General features: G+C 51.3%; 20 protein-coding genes and 1 tRNA gene. 5 read left to right on the plus strand and 16 right to left on the minus strand.

What is annotated here, in order from left to right:
* Nucleotides 1–10: 10 nt before the first annotated feature.
* The 6 genes from J4E05_RS02135 to J4E05_RS02160 form a co-directional block, all read right to left on the minus strand.
* The gene (locus J4E05_RS02135) at nt 11–1,180 is read right to left on the minus strand and encodes an iron-containing alcohol dehydrogenase (protein WP_349592039.1); all 1,170 of its coding nucleotides are present in this window, start codon (nt 1,178–1,180) and stop codon (nt 11–13) included.
* A 32-nt stretch (nt 1,181–1,212) separates the two neighbouring features.
* Nucleotides 1,213–2,604, minus strand: a complete 1,392-nt coding sequence (locus J4E05_RS02140; protein WP_349592041.1) for an aldehyde dehydrogenase family protein — start codon at nt 2,602–2,604, stop codon at nt 1,213–1,215.
* Nucleotides 2,605–2,708: 104 nt separating this feature from the next.
* Nucleotides 2,709–4,079 carry a glutamine synthetase family protein gene (locus J4E05_RS02145; protein WP_349592043.1) on the minus strand — a complete coding sequence of 457 codons (1,371 nt, stop codon included), beginning with the start codon at nt 4,077–4,079 and terminating at the stop codon, nt 2,709–2,711.
* A gap of 268 nt (nt 4,080–4,347) precedes the next feature.
* Nucleotides 4,348–5,400: a TRAP transporter substrate-binding protein gene (locus J4E05_RS02150; RefSeq protein ID WP_085592914.1), complete on the minus strand. Its 1,053-nt coding sequence runs from the start codon at nt 5,398–5,400 to the stop codon at nt 4,348–4,350.
* A gap of 174 nt (nt 5,401–5,574) precedes the next feature.
* Complete coding sequence (locus J4E05_RS02155; RefSeq protein ID WP_085592912.1) at nt 5,575–6,900, minus strand: TRAP transporter large permease; 1,326 nt, start codon at nt 6,898–6,900, stop codon at nt 5,575–5,577.
* Entirely contained in the window at nt 6,900–7,406 is a 507-nt protein-coding gene (locus tag J4E05_RS02160; RefSeq protein ID WP_349592045.1) for a TRAP transporter small permease subunit, read from the minus strand. The genes J4E05_RS02155 and J4E05_RS02160 overlap by 1 nt, the downstream gene beginning before the upstream one ends.
* A gap of 578 nt (nt 7,407–7,984) precedes the next feature.
* Between J4E05_RS02160 and J4E05_RS02165 the strand changes: the two genes are divergently transcribed.
* The 3 genes from J4E05_RS02165 (at nt 7,985) to J4E05_RS02175 (ending at nt 9,820) form a co-directional block, all read left to right on the plus strand.
* Nucleotides 7,985–8,863, plus strand: coding sequence for a MurR/RpiR family transcriptional regulator (locus J4E05_RS02165; RefSeq protein ID WP_349592047.1), 879 nt, complete (start codon nt 7,985–7,987; stop codon nt 8,861–8,863).
* A 116-nt stretch (nt 8,864–8,979) separates the two neighbouring features.
* Nucleotides 8,980–9,222: an Lrp/AsnC ligand binding domain-containing protein gene (locus tag J4E05_RS02170; RefSeq protein ID WP_085586171.1), complete on the plus strand. Its 243-nt coding sequence runs from the start codon at nt 8,980–8,982 to the stop codon at nt 9,220–9,222.
* 49 nt (nt 9,223–9,271) lie between these two features.
* Nucleotides 9,272–9,820, plus strand: a complete 549-nt coding sequence (locus J4E05_RS02175; RefSeq protein ID WP_349592050.1) for a GNAT family N-acetyltransferase — start codon at nt 9,272–9,274, stop codon at nt 9,818–9,820.
* Nucleotides 9,821–9,930: 110 nt separating this feature from the next.
* Here the strand turns inward: J4E05_RS02175 and J4E05_RS02180 are convergent.
* Nucleotides 9,931–10,023: transfer RNA gene (locus J4E05_RS02180), tRNA-Ser, on the minus strand.
* Nucleotides 10,024–10,205: 182 nt separating this feature from the next.
* Nucleotides 10,206–10,832, minus strand: a complete 627-nt coding sequence (locus J4E05_RS02185; RefSeq protein WP_349592052.1) for a glutathione S-transferase N-terminal domain-containing protein — start codon at nt 10,830–10,832, stop codon at nt 10,206–10,208.
* Nucleotides 10,833–11,072: 240 nt separating this feature from the next.
* Here J4E05_RS02185 and J4E05_RS02190 point away from each other — a divergent pair, with 240 nt between their 5' ends.
* Complete coding sequence (locus tag J4E05_RS02190) at nt 11,073–11,294, plus strand: hypothetical protein (protein WP_085595415.1); 222 nt, start codon at nt 11,073–11,075, stop codon at nt 11,292–11,294.
* 160 nt (nt 11,295–11,454) lie between these two features.
* Here J4E05_RS02190 and J4E05_RS02195 read toward each other — a convergent pair whose 3' ends face one another.
* The 7 genes from J4E05_RS02195 to J4E05_RS02225 all read right to left on the minus strand — a co-directional run bounded on the left by J4E05_RS02195 (nt 11,455) and on the right by J4E05_RS02225 (nt 20,616).
* Nucleotides 11,455–12,633 (minus strand): MFS transporter, encoded by a 1,179-nt coding sequence (locus J4E05_RS02195; protein ID WP_349592055.1) that lies wholly within the window; start codon nt 12,631–12,633, stop codon nt 11,455–11,457.
* A 47-nt stretch (nt 12,634–12,680) separates the two neighbouring features.
* A complete protein-coding gene (locus J4E05_RS02200) occupies nt 12,681–13,733 on the minus strand; it encodes a GlxA family transcriptional regulator (RefSeq protein WP_349592057.1) in 1,053 nt (350 codons plus the stop codon).
* A gap of 186 nt (nt 13,734–13,919) precedes the next feature.
* Nucleotides 13,920–15,617, minus strand: a complete 1,698-nt coding sequence (locus J4E05_RS02205) for a hypothetical protein (RefSeq protein WP_349592059.1) — start codon at nt 15,615–15,617, stop codon at nt 13,920–13,922.
* A gap of 336 nt (nt 15,618–15,953) precedes the next feature.
* Nucleotides 15,954–16,613 (minus strand): PqiC family protein, encoded by a 660-nt coding sequence (locus J4E05_RS02210; protein WP_349592061.1) that lies wholly within the window; start codon nt 16,611–16,613, stop codon nt 15,954–15,956.
* A gap of 2 nt (nt 16,614–16,615) precedes the next feature.
* Complete coding sequence (locus J4E05_RS02215; protein ID WP_349592063.1) at nt 16,616–18,295, minus strand: PqiB family protein; 1,680 nt, start codon at nt 18,293–18,295, stop codon at nt 16,616–16,618.
* On the minus strand, nt 18,292–19,563 hold the full coding sequence (locus J4E05_RS02220) for a paraquat-inducible protein A (protein WP_349592064.1): 1,272 nt from the start codon (nt 19,561–19,563) through the stop codon (nt 18,292–18,294). The genes J4E05_RS02215 and J4E05_RS02220 overlap by 4 nt, the downstream gene beginning before the upstream one ends.
* Before the next feature lie 126 nt (nt 19,564–19,689).
* Complete coding sequence (locus tag J4E05_RS02225) at nt 19,690–20,616, minus strand: LysR family transcriptional regulator ArgP (protein WP_349592066.1); 927 nt, start codon at nt 20,614–20,616, stop codon at nt 19,690–19,692.
* 111 nt (nt 20,617–20,727) lie between these two features.
* On the opposite strand from J4E05_RS02225, the gene J4E05_RS02230 reads away from it, so the two are divergent.
* Nucleotides 20,728–21,351 (plus strand): LysE/ArgO family amino acid transporter, encoded by a 624-nt coding sequence (locus tag J4E05_RS02230; protein WP_349592068.1) that lies wholly within the window; start codon nt 20,728–20,730, stop codon nt 21,349–21,351.
* Between the two features lie 27 nt (nt 21,352–21,378).
* Here J4E05_RS02230 and J4E05_RS02235 read toward each other — a convergent pair whose 3' ends face one another.
* Entirely contained in the window at nt 21,379–21,957 is a 579-nt protein-coding gene (locus J4E05_RS02235; RefSeq protein ID WP_349592069.1) for a thymidine kinase, read from the minus strand.
* Between the last annotated feature and the right edge of the window lie 148 nt (nt 21,958–22,105).

Here is a 22,105-nt window from a genome sequence, read left to right on the forward strand (position 1 = left end):
CTGTAGTTAATCAGCCCAATTCACCAGCACAGGCACGACGATATATCGCTGCGTAATCCGCCACTGATAAATCAATCGGGTTACCACCATCAGACGGATCCGCCTTGGCCTTGGTCGCGATTTCATCGGCACGGTCAACATCAACGCCAATTTCACGCAGGGTATTGACAATACCAAGCCGCGACCGGAACCCCAGAACCCAGTCAAACATGCTTTCAAAGCCAGGGGCTGCAATGTTCAGCATCCGGCCCAAAACCACCATTTTATCATCGATGGCCTTGCGGTTGGCCCGCATGACATAGGGCATTAAAATAGCGTTGGTCAGGCCATGATGAGTGTCAAAAACAGCCCCGATCGGGTGTGCCAGCGCATGAACACCGCCCAGCCCTTTTTGAAAGGCCGTTGCCCCCATCGATGCGGCGGCCAGCATATCGGCCCGTGCCTCGATATCATCGCCGTTATCATAGGCCCGCGGCAGGGCTTCAGCGATCAGACGCATGCCTTCCAGGGCAATACCATCTGCCATCGGGTGATATCCCGGCGCACAAAAGGCTTCAAAACAATGCACAAAGGCATCTACCCCGGTGGCTGCTGTTATATGTGCTGGCAAACCAACAGTCAGCTCCGGGTCGGAAATAACAATGCCGGGCAGCATTTTAGGGTGGAATATGATTTTCTTTTCGTGGGTATCCTCGTTGGTAATAACACTGGCACGCCCCACTTCCGACCCGGTACCCGAAGTGGTCGGCACAGCAACAATCGGTGCTATTCCGTCAGGATCAGCACGGGTCCAATTGTCACCCACATCTTCAAAATCCCACATCGGGCGGGTCTGCCCGGCCATCAATGCCACGGCCTTGGCTGCATCCAGCCCCGATCCACCGCCAAATGCAATCACACCATCATGGTTACCTGCGCGGTAAACCGCCAAACCGTCGTCAACATTTTTACCAACCGGATTTCCTTTTACACCGGCAAACAGGCCTGTTGGTACTCCGGCTTCCTCGTTTGCGGCAACGGCATTGCGTACCATCGGCAAGTCTTTCAGGCCTTCATCGGTAATCAGCAGCGGTTTGGTCATTCCCAATGCCTTGCAGGCATCAGCCAGTTCGGCAATTCGGCCCGGCCCAAAACGCACGGGGGTCGGATAATTCCAGTTTCCGGTAATCTGTTTGCTCATGATCATTTCCTTTGGCGCGCTTGCGCCCATCCTTAAATTTTGGTCCGCAAGTGAAAACTTTTCGGGCGGGTCAGGCTTTCATAGCCGATTTTCGATAAGGTACAGCCCCGGCCCGAATTTTTAACCCCAACCCATGCCAGTGCCGGGTCAAGATAATCTGCCCGGTTCATAAACACGGTACCGGTTTCAAGTTGATCACCAATGCGTAATGCAGCTTCCTCGTCAGCCGTCCAGATCGATGCTGTCAGGCCAAATTCACTATCATTCATCAGTTTGATCGCTTCTTCGTCCGACGCCACTTTCATAATACCAACAACGGGACCGAAACTTTCCTCGTTCATCACGCGCATCGAATGATCAACATTGATTAAAACCTGGGGGGCCAAATAAGGGGAGCCTTCTGCGTTGGCGGTAAATTTGGCGGGATCAATCAATGGCTTTGCCCCGGCTGCAATGGCATCGGCAATTTGGCCCCGCACAAAATCGGCCGAACTGGCCCGCACCATCGGCCCCAGATTGGTGTTTGTATCAATCGGGCTACCCAATCGATATTGCGAAACCAAATCGGCTGCTTTGTCGACAAACGAGTCAAAATGGCTTTCATGCACATAAATGCGCTCGATCCCGCAGCAGGACTGCCCCGTATTAAAAAACGCCCCGTCGATAACGTTTTCGACAGCATGATCCAGATTGACATCCGCACGAATATAGGCCGGGTCCTTGCCACCCAGTTCCAGCCCGGTTGCAATAAACTTACCCGTCACGGCACGTTGCACGGCATGGCCACCTTGAACAGACCCGGTGAAATTAACAAAATCGACGCGATGATCGCCCATCAGTTTTTCGGCATCTGCATGGCTTAGGTGCAGATACTGAAAAACACCATCAGGCAAACCTGCCTTGGCAAAAGCCTCGGCAAAGCGTTCGGCGCAAAGCGGGGTTTGATGCGAATGTTTAAGCACCACGCTATTGCCCGCCATCAAAGCCGGAATAACCCCGTTAACAGCTGTCAGATAAGGAAAATTCCACGGCGCAATAATAGCGACAACACCCAATGCCTCCCGGCGAATGAAACGGTTAAAACCCGCTTTTTCACCAGGGTTATAATCACCAAGGGCTTCGGGTGCTATGTCGATCATATAGGTGGCACGTTCTTCAAAACCGGCGACTTCACCCCCGGCCTGCGAAACAGGCCGCCCCATCTGCCAACTAATCTCGGCAGCGATTTCATCCTTTTTGCCAACAAACGCAGTAACAGCTTTGCGCAAGATTTCCTGCCGTTCGGCAACGGGCACATTACGCCATGTGCGCTGGGCATCCTGCGCTTTATCAAGTGCACTATTAATTGCCGTTGCGTCTGCCAATGGCCGTTCGACATAAACAGATCCATCAACAGGCGAGATGGTTCTTAAAGTCTCTGACATTATTCCTCACAGGATAATAAAGATGGAGGTCTTGGTTGATTCTTGATGATGTAGAATGCAAGAAAAACAGCGCAAACTTCTGAAAAAATATAATTTTTCAAAAATCAGATAATTTCGAAATAGCGCTGCATTTCCCAGTCGGTTATCGCTTTACGAAATTCGCGTTCTTCCCATTCACGCGACTGGGCGTAATGTTCAACAAATTTCGACCCGAACAAATCGTTAGCTGCCTTTGACTGGCGCAACCTTCCGGCTGCTTCATAAAGTGTCGCCGGGATTGTCAATTCAGCGGGAAATTCCTGTTCATAAGCATTGCCAACCACCGCAGCAGTCGGTTCAATTTTATGTTCAATGCCCCACAAACCCGAGCCAATACAAGCCGCCAGCGCGATGTAAGGGTTAATATCCGCCGCCGCAATGCGATATTCCACCCGTTGCGATTTACTGCTACCGGGAATCACCCGCAAGGCCGTGGTTCGGTTTTCAACACCCCATGTCGCATTGGTTGGTGCCCAAAAACCGGGAATAAGGCGGGAATAGCTATTTACCGTGCAAGCCACCATCGACAGCAATTCCGGCATCAGTTTTTGCTGCCCGCCAACAAACCAGCGCATTTCATCGGACATATTGTGGGGCTTGGCATCGTCAAAGAAAACGGATTTTCCGTCCTCTATGCCAAACAGGGATGCATGCATATGACCGGACTGCCCCGGCCACTCTGGCGACCATTTTGCCATAAAGGTCGCCATCCAGTCGGATCGCTGCGCCAGAACCTTGGTAAAGGTTTTAAACAGGGCTGCCTTATCGGCGGCACGCAGGGCATCATCATGGCCAATGGCTGCTTCCAAAACTCCTGGCCCGGTTTCAGTATGCAGCCCCTCAATCGGAAAATCCATGGCCTCGCCCAGATCAAGAAGGTCACGGTAAAATTCGGCATGAACCGAGCTTCGCAACATCGAATAGCCGTAAAAGCCCGGCGTGATATTTTTAAGGTCGCGATAGTTTTTTTCGCGCACACTATGCGGGGTTTCTTCAAACAGGAAAAACTCGAACTCGCACGCAGCTGTGGCGCGGTAGCCCATATCTGCCGCCTTGTTCAAGACCCGGCGCAACACCGCACGCGGACATACATTTTCCGCCTCGCCGTCAAATTCACCTAAAAACAGAATGGTGTCTTCTTCCATCGGCAATTCACGGCAGGTTTCGGGCAACAGGCGCACCGGCGCATCAGGATACGCCGTATGCCAGCCGGTAAATTTGGCGCTGTCATAAAGCTGATCATTGGAATCCCAACCCAACACCACGTCACAAAAGCCAAAACCACCGTTCAACGACGACAGGAACTTGTCCTTATGCATGTATTTGCCACGCATAATACCGTCGACATCAAAAACACCGACCTTCACATATTTGATCTGGCGTTCTTCAATTAATTTCCGGGCATCTTCGGCAGTTTTAACCTGTTTCGCCTCCATGGGCGGCCTCCTGTTTGATCGTTTTTCAAGGATCGATCTTTTTATTTTATGGTTTTCCGCCTCTTCGTGCGGTGATGTCACAGATATTATTGTAACAAATTTTACAAAATTCCATCATTTTTTCAATAATGTGATTTATTTGTATAATTTATTACAATTAGTCAAAATCACAACGCCAAACATCACACGATCAGCCGGGAAACAGGCAGGCATTACAAAGGAATACCTGCCTGCAACACTTTATCCCGCCAGATAACCAACGGCAGAATCAGCTATAGCGATAAGGTGCGCCCGCCTTTTCCATGGTTTCGGCATATTGCTTGAGAATTTCAACAACCTTGGCGCATCGTGGGCTGGTCTGCGCTATTTCATCCCAGAATTTATGCGCTTCGGCCTCGACCTGTTTCCATTCCGCATCAGGGATGGATGTCAGTTCCATTTTGGTTCCCTGGGTGCGCAGCTTGGCTTCCCCCGCCCAATACCAGTAAAGCCGGTGGTAATGCGAGCTGTCCATACAGGCCCGGAACAGTTCCTTTAAATGGTCAGGTAATTCATTCCAGCGTTCTTCATTGGCAAAATACGAACCACACCATGCACCGGAGATATTGTTGGTCAGGAAATATTTGGTCACATCGGCCCAGCCCACTGTGTAATCCTCGGTGATACCCGACCATGCAATGCCATCAAGCTCGCCGGTTTGCACCGCGACTTCCACATCTTCCCATGGCAAGGTTACCGGGACCACGCCAAAACGTGACAGGAATTTACCTGCTGTTGGAAACGTAAAAATACGTTTGCCTTTAAGGTCTGCCAGACTTTTGATCGGCGCAACCGTGGCAAAGTTGCATGGGTCCCACGACCCGGCGGAAAGCCATTTGACGCCTTCCACTTCGTCATAGGCCTCTTCCCAGATCTTATCGAGGCCGTATTCGTAAAACAGGGTCGGCACATCAAGGCTGTACCGTGATGCAAACGGGAAATAACCACCAAAAACCGACACATCAACCGGTGCGGCAATCGAATCATCATCGGACTGTACCGCATCAATCGTGCCGCGCTGCATGGCGCGAAAAAGCTCGCCCGTCGGCACCAGCTGGTCGGCATGGTACAATTCAATTTCCATTTCGCCATTGGCAATTTTATTAAACCGGTCAATCGACGGTTTAATCACATGTTCCGCCAGTGCCGGGCCTGCATAGGTTTGCAAACGCCAGGTAATTTTCGCATTTGCCGCCTTCACATAGGGGGCAGCAAATGCCGTTGTTCCGGCTGCGGCGGTGGCCAACCCTGCTTTTCTAAAAAATTCGCGTCTTGAAGTCATTTTTTATCTCCCTGATCAATAAACAGGCGGGATTTTCCCCGCAATTTTGGCTCGCCAGACCGGCGAAACCGCCCCTCTCCGTTTCTCAAGTATCGGTCCCTCGGATGGTTTCTGTTTGTTGGACCTGCATTCGGATTGTCACGAAATACAGGTCAATAGCGCATCTGCGGGTAATCAGTGACCGTATTGGACACCGGGTAACCACAAGGCGATCTGCGGAAACGCCATCACTAGGACCAGGGCCAAAACCATGATCAACACAAACGGCGTAATGGATTGATAAATGTCTTTAAGGGTAACTTCCGGCGGGGCCATCGCCCGCATTAAAAACAGGTTATAGCCAAAAGGCGGCGTCATATAGGCGATCTGGCAGGTGATGGTATAAAGCACGCCATACCACACCAGATCGAAACCAAGGTGGCCGACCAATGGCACATAAAGCGGTGCAACAATCACCAGCATCGCCGTATCATCCAGGAACATACCCATAATGATAAACGATACCTGCATCAGGATCAGGATTTGCCATGGCCCCCACCCCATTTGATCGACGAAGAAATTTTCGATCGCACGCACGGCGCCAAGACCATCAAACACCGCACCAAAACATAGGGCAGCAAGAATGATCCACATGAACATGCAGGTAATGGATAGGGTTTTGCGCAGGGTTTCTTCCATCACATGGGATGTCAGGCGGCGCTTGAATATTGCCGCAAGCGTTGCCGCCAATGCCCCCACGGCCGAACTTTCGACCAGCGAGGTGTACCCCATCAAAAACAGACCGGTCATGGAAAAGAAAATGAACAGCGGGATCAAACCGGCCTTCAGCAAACTGACCTTTTCCGACCAGCTAACAGCAGCACGTTCTTCACGGCTAAGGGCCGGTCCCATTTCAGGCTTTAACCAGCACCGCACCGCAATATACAATACAAACAGGCCTGCCATCATCAGTCCGGGGAAAACCCCCGCCAGCCAAAGCTGACCGACAGGCTGACGCGCGATCATGCCATAAAGCACCAGGACAACACTGGGCGGCACCAGAATACCCAGCGAACTTCCCGCCTGGATGACGCCTGTCACCATGATCTTGTCATAACCGCGGCGCAAAAGCTCGGGCATGGCAATACTGGCCCCTATGGCCATGCCGGCAACGCTTAAGCCGTTCATTGCCGAAATTGCCACCATCAGCACAATTGTGCCAATTGCCAGGCCGCCACGCACCGGCCCCATCCAAACATGGAACATACGATACAAATCATCGGCAATGCCCGATTCAGACAGCATATAGCCCATGTAAATAAACAGCGGCAGGGTCAGAAGCGGATACCATTTCATCAGCTTCATCGCGGCACTAAAGGCCATTTCAGACCCGCCATCGCCCCACAGGGCGAGCGAAAACACAACCGCAACAACACCAATCGCGCCAAAAACGCGCTTGCCGGTCAATAACAGCAGCATCATTGAGGCAAACATCAACAATGCAATCATTTCATAACTCATTACAGAACCTCCCCGCGAATACGGGCCAGATCCCGAAAGAATGTCGCAATCGCCTGCAGCAACATCATGAACACGCCAAACGTCATGATCACCTTGATTGGTGCCATAGGCGGCGACCAGCTGGAATAGCTGGTTTCGTTATACTGCAGCGCATAAGAGGTAGAGGAAATGCCGCCATATAGCAGAAATGCCAGATAAAGAATCAGCAGCAGAATCGTTATGGCATCAACAATGGCCTGGGTCCTAGGCTTCCAAGATCCGTAGAACAAATCCATGCGCACATGGCTGTCAAGCTGCATGGAATAACCACCACCCAGCAAAAAATAGGCAACCATTAAAAACTGTGCCGTTTCCAGTGTCCAAAGAGCAGGAAACAGAAAAACCTTGGTAAAGGAAGAATATAAAAGAACCGCCAGCATCGCAAAAATCAGATACATGGCAAACCGCCCGATAATGCGGTTTATCCGGTCCACCCACCGGACATAGACTTTAATCACTTCAGGCATCGTACAATCCCATTCCCCGATGTCTTGGTCTCTATTTATGTGCCGGCCCTTTAAAACCGGCACATCAGATTCTGGATCAAGGCTGGCCAACCGGCATGTCATGCCTGCAACACAAAATGACTACCATGCGTTGCAGGCATGGCTATCGGGTTGTGATAAAAGCCGCAATTCACCAGTTCTCAAAGCAACCTGCCTTAAGAATGGTCGATTCAAGTGATGCAAGGAAAATGCATCTTCTTGCGGGCAAAATCCCATATGACGTCAACCCCTGCATTGCCGAAACAATGGACGTTACGTTTGTGCCGCCTCCCGGGCGATCAACTGCCAATTCAGACAGCCATTTTTAATTCGCGCCACCTTTGGTGGCATAGGGCATTTTTGCCTCTATGTAATGAACGTTACATCAAGCCTGTTTGAATGACAAGATTGTTAGTTGATGTAAAATTCATTACAATTCCATCCAAGGTGATGTGACAAATTGAGCAAGATGAACTATAGGAACCTTCCCACCGCTTGCCGCTGCTTGCAAAACCAGCCCTTTCCAGCTTTACCGCACGGGAATCACCGATTTGGACGCCATGGAAAAAACCACCCGGCCCAGTGTTGCCGAACTGATCACGCAAAAAGCGGACGACCTGACGGCTTCCGAACGTAAACTTGCGCAGGCATTGCTTGGTCATTATCCGATGGCCGGCCTTGAAACTGTTGCCACCTTTGCCGAACGATGTGGGGTTTCTGCCCCAACTGTGCTTCGATTTGCAGGTAAGCTGGGGTTTGAAAGCTACCCCGAAATGCAATCGCGCCTGCGCGGTGAACTGGAGGCACGGCTGCAATCCCCCCTTACGCGAAGCGCCCTTCCCCGTGCTGCCGTGGCTGCAACCGGCCACCCGATGGGCGAATTACTGCATCATATGATTGACGCGGTTACATCAAACATCCGCTCGTCACTCACCAATATTGCCCCCACCGAACTGGCAGGTGCCGTTCAGCTTCTGGCCGACCAAAAGCGCGCTGTTTATGTACTGGGAGGGCGGTTTTCATCGGCATTGGCGGTTTATGCCTATGAACATTTACGTTCAATGCGCGGCAATGTGCGCCGTGTTTCCGGTCAGAATACCAAGTGGACTGAAGACTTGCTTGATATCGGCAAACGAGACGTTTTGCTGGTGTTTGATGTCCGGCGCTATCAGCATGATGTTATTACCTTTGCTGAAACCGCCTCGCAACAGGGTGCCAGGGTTGTTTTGTTTACCGATCAGTGGCTAAGCCCGATTGCGCGGTTTGCCAAACATGTTTTTCCCGTCAGAATCGAAACAGCAACAACCTGGGACAGTGCGGCTGCAAGCATGGCTTTGCTTGAAACATTACTGGAAGGTGTTGGCCGCGCCAATCCGGATCATGTTCGCGACCGGATCGAACATCTTGAACGGTTACGCCGCCGCCCGATTGGCGAATAATCAATTCCGGCAGGTTTGCTTGCCCCTAATTCACCCTGCCCCTGCACAAATTATTGAAACGGCGCGCCAGCCAAGCTAGCTTGGCCGCTTGTTTAATCCATTGCGGAGACGCCACCATGCATCCCTTCTTTATTTTCGTGAAATGCGAACTTGGCAAAGCCTATGACGTTGCCGCCGCGCTGGTAGAAGAGGTCGAAGGTGTTTCCGAAGTCTATTCGATTTCCGGCCCGTTTGAATTACTGGTCAAAGTCTATATCGAAGACGGACAGGATATTGGCCGCTATGTGAACGAAAAAATTCACGCCCTGCCCAATATCAAGGACACCCAGACCATCATCACCTTTAACGCATTCAGCTAAACAGCCTGACGGGTCGTAATGGCCGGTTTAAAGCTGCGAACGAGGCCACATGAAAACGCAGGAAACAGATCGTCTTATTCTGAGGAATTTCAGAAAAGACGATGCAGATGGTCTTTATGCCTATTTGCATATGCCAACCGCAAGCTGCTTTCTGTCTTTGCGGCTTGATAACCCCTTAAAAGCCAACGACGAAGCTGAGAAGCGCAGCAAAAGTGACGATTACATCGCTGTCTGCGAGAAAAGCTCGGGTAAACTGATAGGTGATGTCTTTGCCGTGGCCGAAAAGCACGACAAGGACGTATTTGCCATTGGCTGGAATTTCAATCCGGATTTCCAGGGACACGGCTTTGCCAGCGAAGCTGCCAGAGCCCTTCTCACCTATCTTTTCACGGCACAAAACGCCCGACGCCTTTATGCCTATGTCGAAGACACAAACACCCCTTCGGAAAGCCTTTGCCAAAAGCTGGGGATGCGAAAAGAAGGGCATTTCATCGAGTTTGTGTCCTTCAAAAACGACGAAACCGGCACCCCCATCTACGAAAACACAATGCAATACGCCTTACTGAAACGGGAATGGGAATCCCAGCAGACGACATAATCAAAATGGTTTCATTTCAGGTTCTGTTGCGCGGCTGTTTTGCCGCCTGAACGCCAAAATAGTGAATATCCCAAACGAAAAAAGGCTCCCTTTAAGGGAGCCTTTATCACTGGCGGGCAAGGAGGGATTCGAACCCTCGATGGGGCTTTTGACCCCATACTCCCTTAGCAGGGGAGCGCCTTCAGCCACTCGGCCACTTGCCCGTTTTGAGTGGTGTTCCGTGTGGAACGCCGCCTTTCTTAAACATCCGATCCGATACTGTCAATGCCTCAAAACCGGGTCAGGACAGTTTTCTTTTTACTATTGTGCATTTAGCGACATTTTTTGCAAAAAATCAGACCTGACCCGTCACAAGACACCCACTATTCAACCGCAGGACGACAGCTTAACGATCATTCGGCACCACCATGCCACGTGCGACACCGTCCCGGTTTGAAATTTCTTTTTTCCACCGGCTAACATTCGGATACCCGGTCAGGTCAACCTGATGCCATTCATGGCGACAGGCCCACGGGTAGCAGGCCATATCAGCAATCGAATACTCGTCTCCTGCCATAAAATGTTTTTGCGCCAGATGCCTGTCCATCACCCCGTATAAACGTTTGGCCTCAGCAACATAGCGTGCCTTGCCATATGGCACATCTTCCTTTGCGGCACGCAAAAAATGGTGCGCCTGCCCCAACATCGGGCCAAATCCGCCCATCTGCCACATCAGCCATTTGATGCATTCCATCCGCGCATGGGGATCGGCAGGAATAAATTTTCCATATTTTTCTGCCAGATAAATAAGAATCGCCCCACTTTCAAAGATATCGATCCGTTTGCCGCCAGGTCCATCCTGATCCACCAGTGCAGGGATTCTGTTATTTGGGGCAATCGCCAGAAAAGACGGCGCGAACTGTTCGTCCTTGCCAATATCAACAACATGCAAATTATAAGGAACAGCAAGCTCCTCAAGAAGAATAGAAACCTTGCGCCCGTTTGGCGTGCCAAATGTGTAAAGGTCAATCATGGTAAGGATAATCCTAATATATCATCGGGGTCTGCCTCAGTTGGCTTCAACCATGACACAGCTTTTGCCTTTCTGTCAGAGACAGACGCAATTTCCGTGGGCACTTTTTCGTGACTGTCTTCAAACAATCACACAGCTGTCACGGGCCGGAAAAGAATTTCTGGCATAAGGTCAGCCTACGGGATGACATTTAACGCCACCCGCCACCCGATGTGACAGAAAGACACCCAGGAGCATTTTATGCGGACCGTCTATCAAAGCACCGATGACCATGGCCATGTTTTACGCACCCTGAAACTTCAGCATGAAGACCGTCCCGACCCGGTTTATCTGGGCATTGTGATCCGTGAACGCGAAGTTCTTTTCCAGACCCGCGAAAGCACCTCTCGCGATCAGGTTCTGCAAAAAATCAAGGAATTCGTCGCCGCACACCGCCCCGCAATGTCCTTGCAGCCAGCGTAATCGCTGGCTTTTTTATCACCTGTAATCTGGCGGCCACTACCCGGTTTTGCCTGATTGCACATGATCGCGCCGGGGCGTTTACATTTTCGTATTTTGCGCCCCACACAACTGACCCGCCGGTTTTATTCCGGCGGGTCTTTTTGTTTAACCAAATCAGCAATTATCCCCGTGCCGATTTCAAACGAATGCGCCCCGAAACCAGCAAAATAGCTAACCCGACCAAAACAACAGGCATCATCCCGATATTAACGGCATCCCAGCCTGCACCAACGATAAGAGCACCGGCAGCAAAAGATGCCATCGCCCCAAAAATACCATTTGCAAGTTCCATTAATGCCTGCGCGTGGCCCCGCTCTGCCGCGGTGTGGCCTTCGCCCAACAGGGTTGTTCCTGCCAGAAGCATCAGGTTCCAGCCCAAGCCCAGCAGCAAAGAACTAAACAGGAAATGCCCAAAACCAATACCCAGCAATGCTGCAAGCGCGCTTGCCAGCAAAATGACACTGCCAATACCGGCAATTTTTCGCGCCCCGAATCGGTCAATCAGGGGGCCTGCGACAAAGGCCGGTAAAAACATGCCAATAAAATGCCAGCGGATTACCTCTGAGGATTGGGCCACATCAAAACCGCAAAATTTCATGGCCAGGGGTGTCGCCGTCATCACCAGGACCATAACGCCCTGACCAATTGCACTGATTGACACCGCCGCAAATATTTTTGGCCGCAGCAACAGGTCGCGCATCACTTGCCCACCATTGGGAATGCGCGCGGGGATTTCTCCCTGCTGCACGCCTGTCAATAACAGGATCGCCAGCAAAGCCATCACAATCATGGCCAGATACGCCCCCAAAAACGGCACCACCAGTGCATCACGCGACCACACAGCAAGCTCAGGCGCCACAAGGGCCGCCAACACCCCGCCACCGGTCACATAGGCCGCGGCCCGCCCCTTATGGGCATTCTCAACAGCTTCCAGCGCGACATAGCGATAATATCGGGCCGATGCCTGATAAATACCGATTGGCAACGCGCCAAGGCAAAAGATGGTAAAATCACCCACATAAACACCAAACGATGCAATGGCAGCCCCGGCAACGCCAAACCAGGCACCTGCCATCAAACCTGCCCGACGACCGCGGCGCTGCATGAATAAAGACAACGGATGCACACCGCCCAAATTGCCCAGAACCAGCAAACCCAGCGGTAAAGTTGCCAAACCTGCATAGGGCGCCAGTTGCACCCCGACCAGCGATGTCAGCGTGATACCCACCATCGAACATAACCAGTATAATGCCTGCGCGATAAAAAGCAGGCGCACCTGCCCATTGGTCAGTAACAGCATGTTGCCAACTTTCAAAAACGGGAATGAATTATAAAAAGACCTGGCGGTCAGACCAAAACGGTACTAATGCCATCAAAATCAGCCATACCGAACCGTTCAGCGTAATCTTGCGGGCTGATGGACAAATGACGGTGAAATGCTCGGCGCATGGTTTCGGGATGCCCAAAACCGCACAGTCGCGCAACACGGTTAATTGAAATATCACCGGCCTGAAGAAGCCCCCGCGCCGCTTGGACGCGCACCCTTTCCACATAACGGGCCGGGGTTAACCCCATGTCACGGGTAAAAACGCGCGAAAAGGTTCGCGGGGACATACCAGCGCGTTGTGCCATGGCATCAAGAGACAAATCAGCCTGCAAATTTGCCGGAAGCCATTCCAGCAAGCCGGCCAACTGGGCAGAAGCGCCGATTGCCGGTGTAAGATAGGCACTGAATTGTGCCTGCCCGCCCGGACGTTTTAAAAACATAACCAGCCTGCGCGCAACTGCCAGTGCAATCGATCTGCTACAATCATGTTCAACCAGGGCAAGGGCCAGATCGATCCCGGCGGTGACCCCGGCCGATGTAAAAATGTGGGCATCGCCGTCAAGACCAGTGGGGTCATAGGTATGCAAACGATTTTCAACCAGACCAATTCGGGGATAGGCTGTGCGCATTTCATCGCAACGCGACCAGTGGGTTGTTGCCACCTTACCATCCAGCATACCTGCTGCCGCCAGAACCAATGCCCCCGAACAAACCGAACCAACACGTGGCACCAAATCCGCTGCTGACTGAAACCAGTTTAAAACATCAACATTCCGGCGAACCCGGTCGATGCCGTCCCCACCAGGCACGAGCACTGTATCGACCACGTCAAGGTCAACATCCCGGCGTGCCATGTCAGCATGCAAACGGATACCCGCCGAAGTTTGAACCGGGCCGGATTGTTCGGCGAAAACCATAATTTCATAAGCCGCCGCCTGCCCCTGGCGCATCAACTCCACATTGGCAGAGGCGAAAACCTGCAATGGCCCGGTGATATCAAGGCTCATAACATTATCAAAGGCATAGCAGGCAATAAGCCGCACAGACGTCGGCGAGGAAACAGTGATTGGCATTGGCGGGGCTCCTGTGTAGGTCATGCCATTTTGACTGATCGCCGCATTGGCAACAATGACAAACAGCCCACTAATTTTGCCAATTACAATTTAAAGCGCCGATGCAGCTCCGCAATAAAAAACGCCCGCAGCATTTCGGGCCACGGGCGCTGCAAAGGCGCGGTATGTTATAAACAGGCGGGGACGTTAAAACCCGCTACGCTGTAAAAGAGCATAAAAATCGCGCAAGGTTCCTTCCTTTTCACCGGAATCCTGTAAATCATCGACAAGATGATCGGTAAAATTAGGTTGCCGTAAATAACTGACCACGCGCTTTCGGGCCATGGTTGCCGACTTTCCTTCGATCAGCACGCCACTGGAGCAAAATTTAACCAGCATATAAGCACGCTGGCGTAAATGCAGGTCGGGGTTGTCAATCCGCTCGATTACTTTTTCGCGGGTAAGATATTCAGCCAGGCCTGTGTCCAGTTTTTCACTAAGATGATGCTTCAAATCTTCAACAAAATTGGAGCGCCCCACCTTATCGTGCATGCGGGTAACCAGCGCCATTTTTTCGCGCGGTTTTGCTTCCGGTCCACAAAATGCGCGCAACCCGCGCATATCGGCAACCGTTTTGCGGGTAAGTTCGGCAAGCTCTGTTTCGATACCGGCCGCGCGGTCATTTTGTGTCACATCGGACAAAAATGCCAGGCGACGCCACCCCGGCGCAAGGCAGCTTACAATTTCCTCAACCCCCTCGCCAAAGGCGCGGCTGCCGCCAACATTGCGAACCCTTGCACCACGTTCCACCAGTGCTTCAACCATGGGCTGCCCAAAAACAACACCTTCGGCATTTAACAACCGATCCAGAATTTGTACCAGTTGATCGGCACCATCATCCTGGCGTGAGAGGGCGTTGGCACTTTTCAGTTCGCGGGCAATATAATCAAACAGCACAAATTGTGCTTTTGGCAAAAGACCGGCAGAAAAAAGCGGATTTAGCAAATCCAGCACGTCCTGTGCAGCACCACGATTACCATTTGCCTTGCCCATCGCCAGATCAATGTGAAGCAAAACGGCATCGCCAAAACTGCGCGATGGACCAAGCAAATCCTTTAATGCCACAGGAGACCCGAGGATATCGGCAACAACATCATCGACCATTGCCCGGGCATGGTCATCTTTGGGGTCGCCTTTAACCTTCAACGCAAAATCAAGTTTACCAATCCAGCTGCGCGAAGACGACAACTCACGCGTCAATGCCACCATTGTCAGAAAATCGGTATCTTCTGCCAGGCGCAGGCTTTGAATTTCGCGGCGGACCTCGGCTATTGTTGCGTCTTCAAACTGCGGCAGGTCGTATTTCTCAACCTGGCGTGCCCGCGCAGCCAGCGTATCGATGGCACGATGCAGCTTGTTTGAGGCTTCAATATGATTACCTTCAGTGGTGCGCGAATGAATCGTCGCAACCCTGTCAACGGCACTTGGCAGTAATGTGTCATGATACATCAATTTGCGCAGGTTTTTAAAATTGTACATCACCTCGGTCGGGGTCAGTACTTCCTGTTCAAAATATTTGCGCAACAAACGATTGATGGTTGCCCGGCTTTCAACGCCCAGCAAATCCTCATCTGTTTCGCATAGGGCTGCATCCTCAATTGCTGTTACCCGAACAGGATCATTATCGCCCTCGCCCTGCCCTTCCTTTTCCAGAAGGACTTTTTCAATATGCCGCCCATCCTCGCGTTCCCAATCCCGAACAACGCGAACGGCCGACACTTTACCGCGCAACACGTTTTCGGCGTCTGCGACGGCTTCCTTGTCTGTGTTATATGTGGCATGGATGATCCAACGATCTCCACGCCGAACACGTACTTCGTACGTATAGGCTGTTGTCACCGGCATGATGCAACCTGGCTCCCCAAAACTACCTGTATCGGCGAATAACCACGGAAAGCAGCAGCTGCATGTCCCAAAACGAGGGCATTTTCCCCCTTGCAGACAGGATACCCAATAGAATTATATAAAACAACAGATTGCGACACAGCATTAGCACCAAAGACCTAACCCTATTGCCGCTATCACACGCAAAACTTAACTTAATTCATTATGTATAATAGATTTTTTCCAATTATGCCGTGCTTGCTGGCAGCTGCTATTTTTGACGCACGAAACAGCACCCCAACAGTCTACAGCCCTAATCTGCCGTATAGCATTGCACAGACTCAGAGCAACGCGACGTCAGGACCGAGTAAACGCCGTGGAAATATTATCGGCAAAACGGCCCCAAAGCACGCTCATGGCTGCAACAATATCGGCACTGTCAGCCGATGCCGGTTTAATACGCTGATCAAACTGATTTGACAGAACAATTTCACCACTGGAAGCATCAATAATCTTCCACTGAGCATTCAGGCGGACTGTCCGGTCAGGCTGGGCTTCAAAGTTTGAAACATCAACGGCAATCTGCCAGTCCACACCATCGCGACTGTTCCACGGAAACGCCTCCATCCGTTTTGGGGCCAGCCTGTCCTGCAAATCCTGCATCAGAACGCGCCGTGCCGTTTCGCGAAGCGGTTCTGCCCATTTATCGTTTTCACGCAAATAAAGCTCGTTTTGTCCGGTCCGCAAAACCAGTTGCGCGCGATCGAGATGGGACGGAAATGAAATAGGCCCCACCCCCAAAACCGCTTTTACCACGCCAGATTGAACCTTGCTTTGCGACGCCGCCGGGGCCAAAACAAAATAGCGCCCACTTTGCGGTGTCGTACAGCCTACCAGCGCAATTATGCCGCCTAAAGCAGCAATTACAGCACCCTTTTTAAATCGGCGTCCCAGCACTGAAAACCTGGAAGAACCAATGCCGGAACAAGTCTCAATACGGCGAGATGCGATGGACATTTTTATTCCTCCCGATTACCGGATTTGCCCAGAATCAGGGCGTTGGGATTTTGTTCAAGATAATCCGTCAATGTTCGAACTGAACGCGCCGCAGACGAAATTTCCTTCAGCGATTCTTCCAGATTGTAACGCACCGGCGAATTCGGCGCGGTCATGTCTCGTAAATCGGTCATGGTTTTGCGGGCTTCATCAAGGGCTTCACGCGTCGCTGGCAAAACACTGCTATCAAGGTTGGAAACCAGCTGATTAATGCCATTGCTGGCTTCCTGAATGCTTTCCATGCTTTTCTTTAACTCTGGCGAGGTAACAAGGTTTTCCATACCTTCCACCGTGCCTAAAACACGCATGCCAATTTGTTCAATCGGAATGGTTTCAACTTTGGCCAGCAGGGATTGCAGAGAATCTGTAATCTCGTCAATCTGATTGGGCAAGGTTGGCAGCTCGTCGATTTTACCCTCGCCATCCCCAAGATACCGTGCCGGTGCCAGCGGATACATATCAAGGTCAACATAAAGCTGACCGGTCAGGAAACTGCTGGTTTTAAGACGGGCACGCAAGCCATGCTCAACCAGTTGTGACAGAACCTGCTTATATTCGTCGGCACTTTCGGGTTTATCCCCCACCGTCTGAATACGTTCAGGCTCCACTGTAATTTGTACCGGTGCCCGGAACATACCCTTGTCGCGCAAATATTCCAGGTTAACGCTATCGACTGTTCCAACCCGAATACCGCGAAATTCGACAGGTGCATCCGCCACAAGCCCCCGGATCGACCCGTCAAAATACAGCATGAATTTCTGAGTATAGCCTTGCACCAGGCTTTCTGCCTGCTTGCGATTTTTATACAAATTGAAAACCGTATTGGACAGGGCCGGGCTGGCGTTGTCATTGCCCGGGGGTGTCATGAAATTAATCCCGCCCTGAATAACCGACCGGATCGATTGCGCGCGAACAGACACACCTTGCGCGTTCAGATCAACACTGACACCACTGGAATCCCAAAACCGGCTGTCATTAGTGACCAGTTTGTCGTAAGGCGACTTGATATAAATCGGGATTGATACTTTGCTCGCGGAGGCGTCAAGGGAGGTATCAAGCACCTCGCCCACGGCAACGCCATGCAGCAAAATTGGCGCGCCTGAGTTAATGGAACCAAGTTCATTCGCTGTTAGAACAAAACGTGTTCCCTCGCTACCGTCGGCCACAAATTGCGGTTCTTCCGAACCGACAAATTTCGTTGCCGGTTCGCCTTTTTCACTTGGTACAATTTCGATATAGGCACCGGTAACAATGGTTTCGAGGCCCGATATCCCGCGCGACGACACGCGTGGGCGCACCACCCAGAACTTTGTCTTGTCGGTTAAATACTGCTCAACATCGGCATTCATCTGCAAGGTTAAAACGACCTTGCTAAAATCCTCGGACAGGGCAATTTTCTTAACTGTGCCAACATCAACATCGCGGTACCGCACTGCCGTTTTACCCTGGGTCAGCCCCTCGGCAGATTGAAATGTCACCGAAATTTCAGGGCCTTTCGACGAAACTTCGCGCCAAATCAGCCAGCCGCCAATAATAACGGCAACCAATGGCACCAGCCATATCAGCGACAGGCTCTGCAAACCGCGCCGGACTTCCGGTTTTTGCGGTTCAGACTGTGACGCATTTTGGTTGTCGTCGTTCATGATAGCGTCCCTTGCTTCATTTTCAGTGTCGCGCGATCCCAGATCAGACGCGGATCAAACGCCATTGCCGAGAGCATCGTTAGAATAACCACTGCACAAAATGCAACGGCACCGAACCCCGGCACAACGGTAGCAATATTCCCCAATTTCACCAAGGCTGCCAAAATCGATACCATAAACACATCAATCATGGACCAGCGCCCGATCAATTCGGTAATGCGATAAATCCGGGTCCGTTGGCGCAGCGGTCCGGCCATCCCCAAACCGGCGGCCATATAAACCCAGCTCAGCACCACAAGTTTAAAAATCGGCACGACAATACTGGCGCAAAATACCACCATCGCAATTGGCCACTCCCCGGCATCTATCAAGGCACCAACACCCGAAAGGATGGTATCGGCCTCGGTATTTCCCAACATGGTTACACTCATGATGGGAAATACATTTGCCGGAATATAAAAAATTGCGGCGCTAATCAGCAACGCCCAGGCCCGTGACAGGCTCGCCGGTTTACGATGATGTACAACCGCCCCGCAACACGGGCAAACGGCATGGTCATTTTGCGCTGCTTCGCCTGTTAAAACAAACGCGCAGACTTCGCAGGTTACCCAGCGGTCACTACTTGTTTCCGATACGGCAATATCGTCGGTGGTCGGGTATTTCAAACCCTTCGGAGCCAGACGATGCCAAACCTCTCTCGGGTCAAGTTGGGCGCTCATCAACAATGACATTGGAATAAGAATACACACCGCATAAAAGGCCGGCCCTGCAATAACGTCGGCAAAATCGTTCAACTTTGTCAGGGCAACCAGCAGGCCAATCAAAAAAACATCCAGCATTGACCACGGCCGGGCAATGGCCAACACCCGCCAAACCTTGCGAATGGCAGGAAAACCCATACCAAACCGCAACGGCAACAACACATAAATATAGGCTGAAATTAGCAAAAGCGGCGCAACAATGGACGTAAGACCCACCATAAATGCCAAAAACCAGAAACCTTCATTCCAGAATGTCAGGACACCGGAAATCAGGGTGTTACTTTCGCTACGCCCTTCCATGCTGAATTGTAAAATCGGAAATGAATTAGCCAGAATAAATAACACAAGGGCGGTAAAGGCAAATGCCAGAGACCGTTCAATACTATTGTTCTGGTTTTGATACAGGGGCGAACCACAGCGCACGCAACGGGCAACATGGCCCGGCGGAATTTCTTCTTCGGTATGGAGATAATCGCAATGATCACAAGCGACCAACCGATGCGACATATAAGATTTACTCTCTGCTATAAAACAAAACACCGGTCATTGCGGATGAACCGATAAAGTAAGAAGCAAAAAGCCCCTGCTGTCAAACGGTGTCAGCACATGCAAGTTCCCGACAAGTTGATATATTTATTGATGTTTTTCCATATTGTTCGCGTTTTTTCCATCAGTGGGCAAAAACCGCCGTGCTTCATCGCGCACGATATCATTTACACGCGAGAATAAACGACTTTCCATATTCCAATGATGCCAGAATAACGGCCTTTCAATGACATAACGGCAAGGCTGCACCAACCTTCCTGCCAAAATGCCCGGTGCGGCCTGATGTTCCTCAACCACGGCATACGCAATTCCCTGTTCGGCCATTGTCACAAACCCCTGGGAACTGGGCATGGTATGGGCAGGAAACTCGCCAGGGGTAAGCCCGAAGAACCGGTAAAAAAACTGGTTTTGCAATTCGTCATGTTCGGAAAAATTAACCGCCGGGCATTGTCGTAATGCATCGGGCGTTACACCATCGGGGAAGTATTTTTGGGCAAATCCGGGCGACACGACCATAATATAGCGCATTATCCCCAATGGCCGCACCTTGCAGCCCTGCACCGGAATTTCGCGCGTGCTTACCGCCCCTAGAACGCGTCCACTTTGCAATGACTGATGGGTTAAAACCTCATCTTCTACTTTAATATCAACCAGCAAATTTAATTCATCAAACAGTTTTTTGGGGACATTCATAAACCACGTCGCCAAACTGTCAGCATTGATCGCCAGAGCAATATGCCCAAACCCGGTTCCCTCAACCAGATCAGGGACATCATCATGAAGTTCCTGTTCCAGCAGGCGCACACGTTGGTAATGCTGCAAAATACGCTCGCCAGGCTGGGTCGCCGCAATGGGTTTTGTTCGCATGATCAACGGCTGCCCAATACGGTCTTCCAGCAACTTTACCCGCTGCGATACCGCCGATTGCGTAAGCCCAAGGGCACGGGCCGCTTTTTCAAAACTACCGTGGCGAATAACTTCTGCGCAGGCTTCCAGTAATTTGTAATCGATCATACAATTATCAGTTTTCCTTATGAAGCATCAGTATAATTCAATTTTCTTATTTCCCAAAATTGTTATGACCATGACTACACAACAAACAACTCAACGCAGTGGATGACGTAAATGCTTCTGACATACGCGACCGGATTTGGTTTAAGTGGCGGGCTTATCCTGGCTATTGGCGCCCAGAATGCCTTTGTGCTGGGGCAAGGTCTTCGTCGTCAGTACCCTGCCATGGTCGCACTTGTATGCGCCCTTTGTGACGCCATCCTGATCGTCGCCGGAGTGGCGGGACTGGGTACTCTGGTCGCTCACTATCCACTGCTCACCCGAATTGCGGCCTGGGGCGGTGGTATTTTTCTAATATGGTATGGTATCGGCGCTTTTCGGCGGCTGTTTCAAACAGAAGCCCTGTCGGAAACAAATGTTAAAACACATGGCTGGAAAGCCGTTCTATCCACAACGCTGGCCGTAACGCTGCTTAACCCGCACGTTTACCTTGATACCGTGGTAATGCTGGGCGGGATCGGCGGGCAATTTCCACCTGATGAACGGGTGTTTTTTGCACTAGGCGCTGTTAGCGCCAGTTTTATATGGTTTTTTGGCATTGCCCTGGGGGCGGCATGGCTGGCCCCCTATGTGGCCCGCCCGATTACCTGGAAAATTATCGACGCCACCACAGCCATTGTGGTGTGGCTGGTTGCCTGGCACCTGCTAACACCGGAAATCAGCCGATTGCTGGCTTAACTGATCTCAAACAAGGATGCGAAACGGTTACCGCCCCATCGCATCCTTAAAATGAACACGGCAAACCGGCACATAACGATCATTTCCGCCAATTTCAACCTGGGCACCTTCGCGCACCGGGTCACCATTTTCATCGATCCTGATCACCATGCCTGCCTTGCGCCCGCAATGGCAGATTGTTTTAAGCTCGTTCAGCTTGTCGGCCCAGGCCAGCAGCCATTTGGAACCTTCAAACAAATCACCCTGAAAATCGGTGCGAATGCCATAACACAGCACAGGCACGCCAAGTTTGTCCACTACGTCGGAAAGTTGCCACACCTGATCTTTGGTTAAAAATTGCGCCTCATCAACCAGCAGACAATCCACCGGGCGGGTCGCAAGTTCCGACTTAACCAGTTCAAACAGGCTGCTCTCACTATCAAAAAGGGTTGCCGGGGCCTCCAGTCCAATACGCGAGGCAATTTTGCCCGCGCCAAACCGGTCATCCAAGGCGGCGGTCAGCAACATGGTTTGCATCCCGCGTTCGATATAATTAAAGCTGGATTGCAATAAGGTCGTCGATTTGCCGGCATTCATCGACGAATAATAAAAAAACAGCTTGGCCATCCATTCCCCCTGCCCTGAACTTCATGCGACATAGCCGATTAGCCCATGCCGATCAAGTTTGCACTGTCGTGGTCGGCCCTCTACCATCATCTGCATTGTGAAAAACGCTTGACGTTCCATCCACTGGAAGGTGCAAACTGAAAAAAAT

The organism is Thalassospira sp. NFXS8 (assembly GCF_040148805.1).
GTDB lineage: Bacteria > Pseudomonadota > Alphaproteobacteria > Rhodospirillales > Thalassospiraceae > Thalassospira.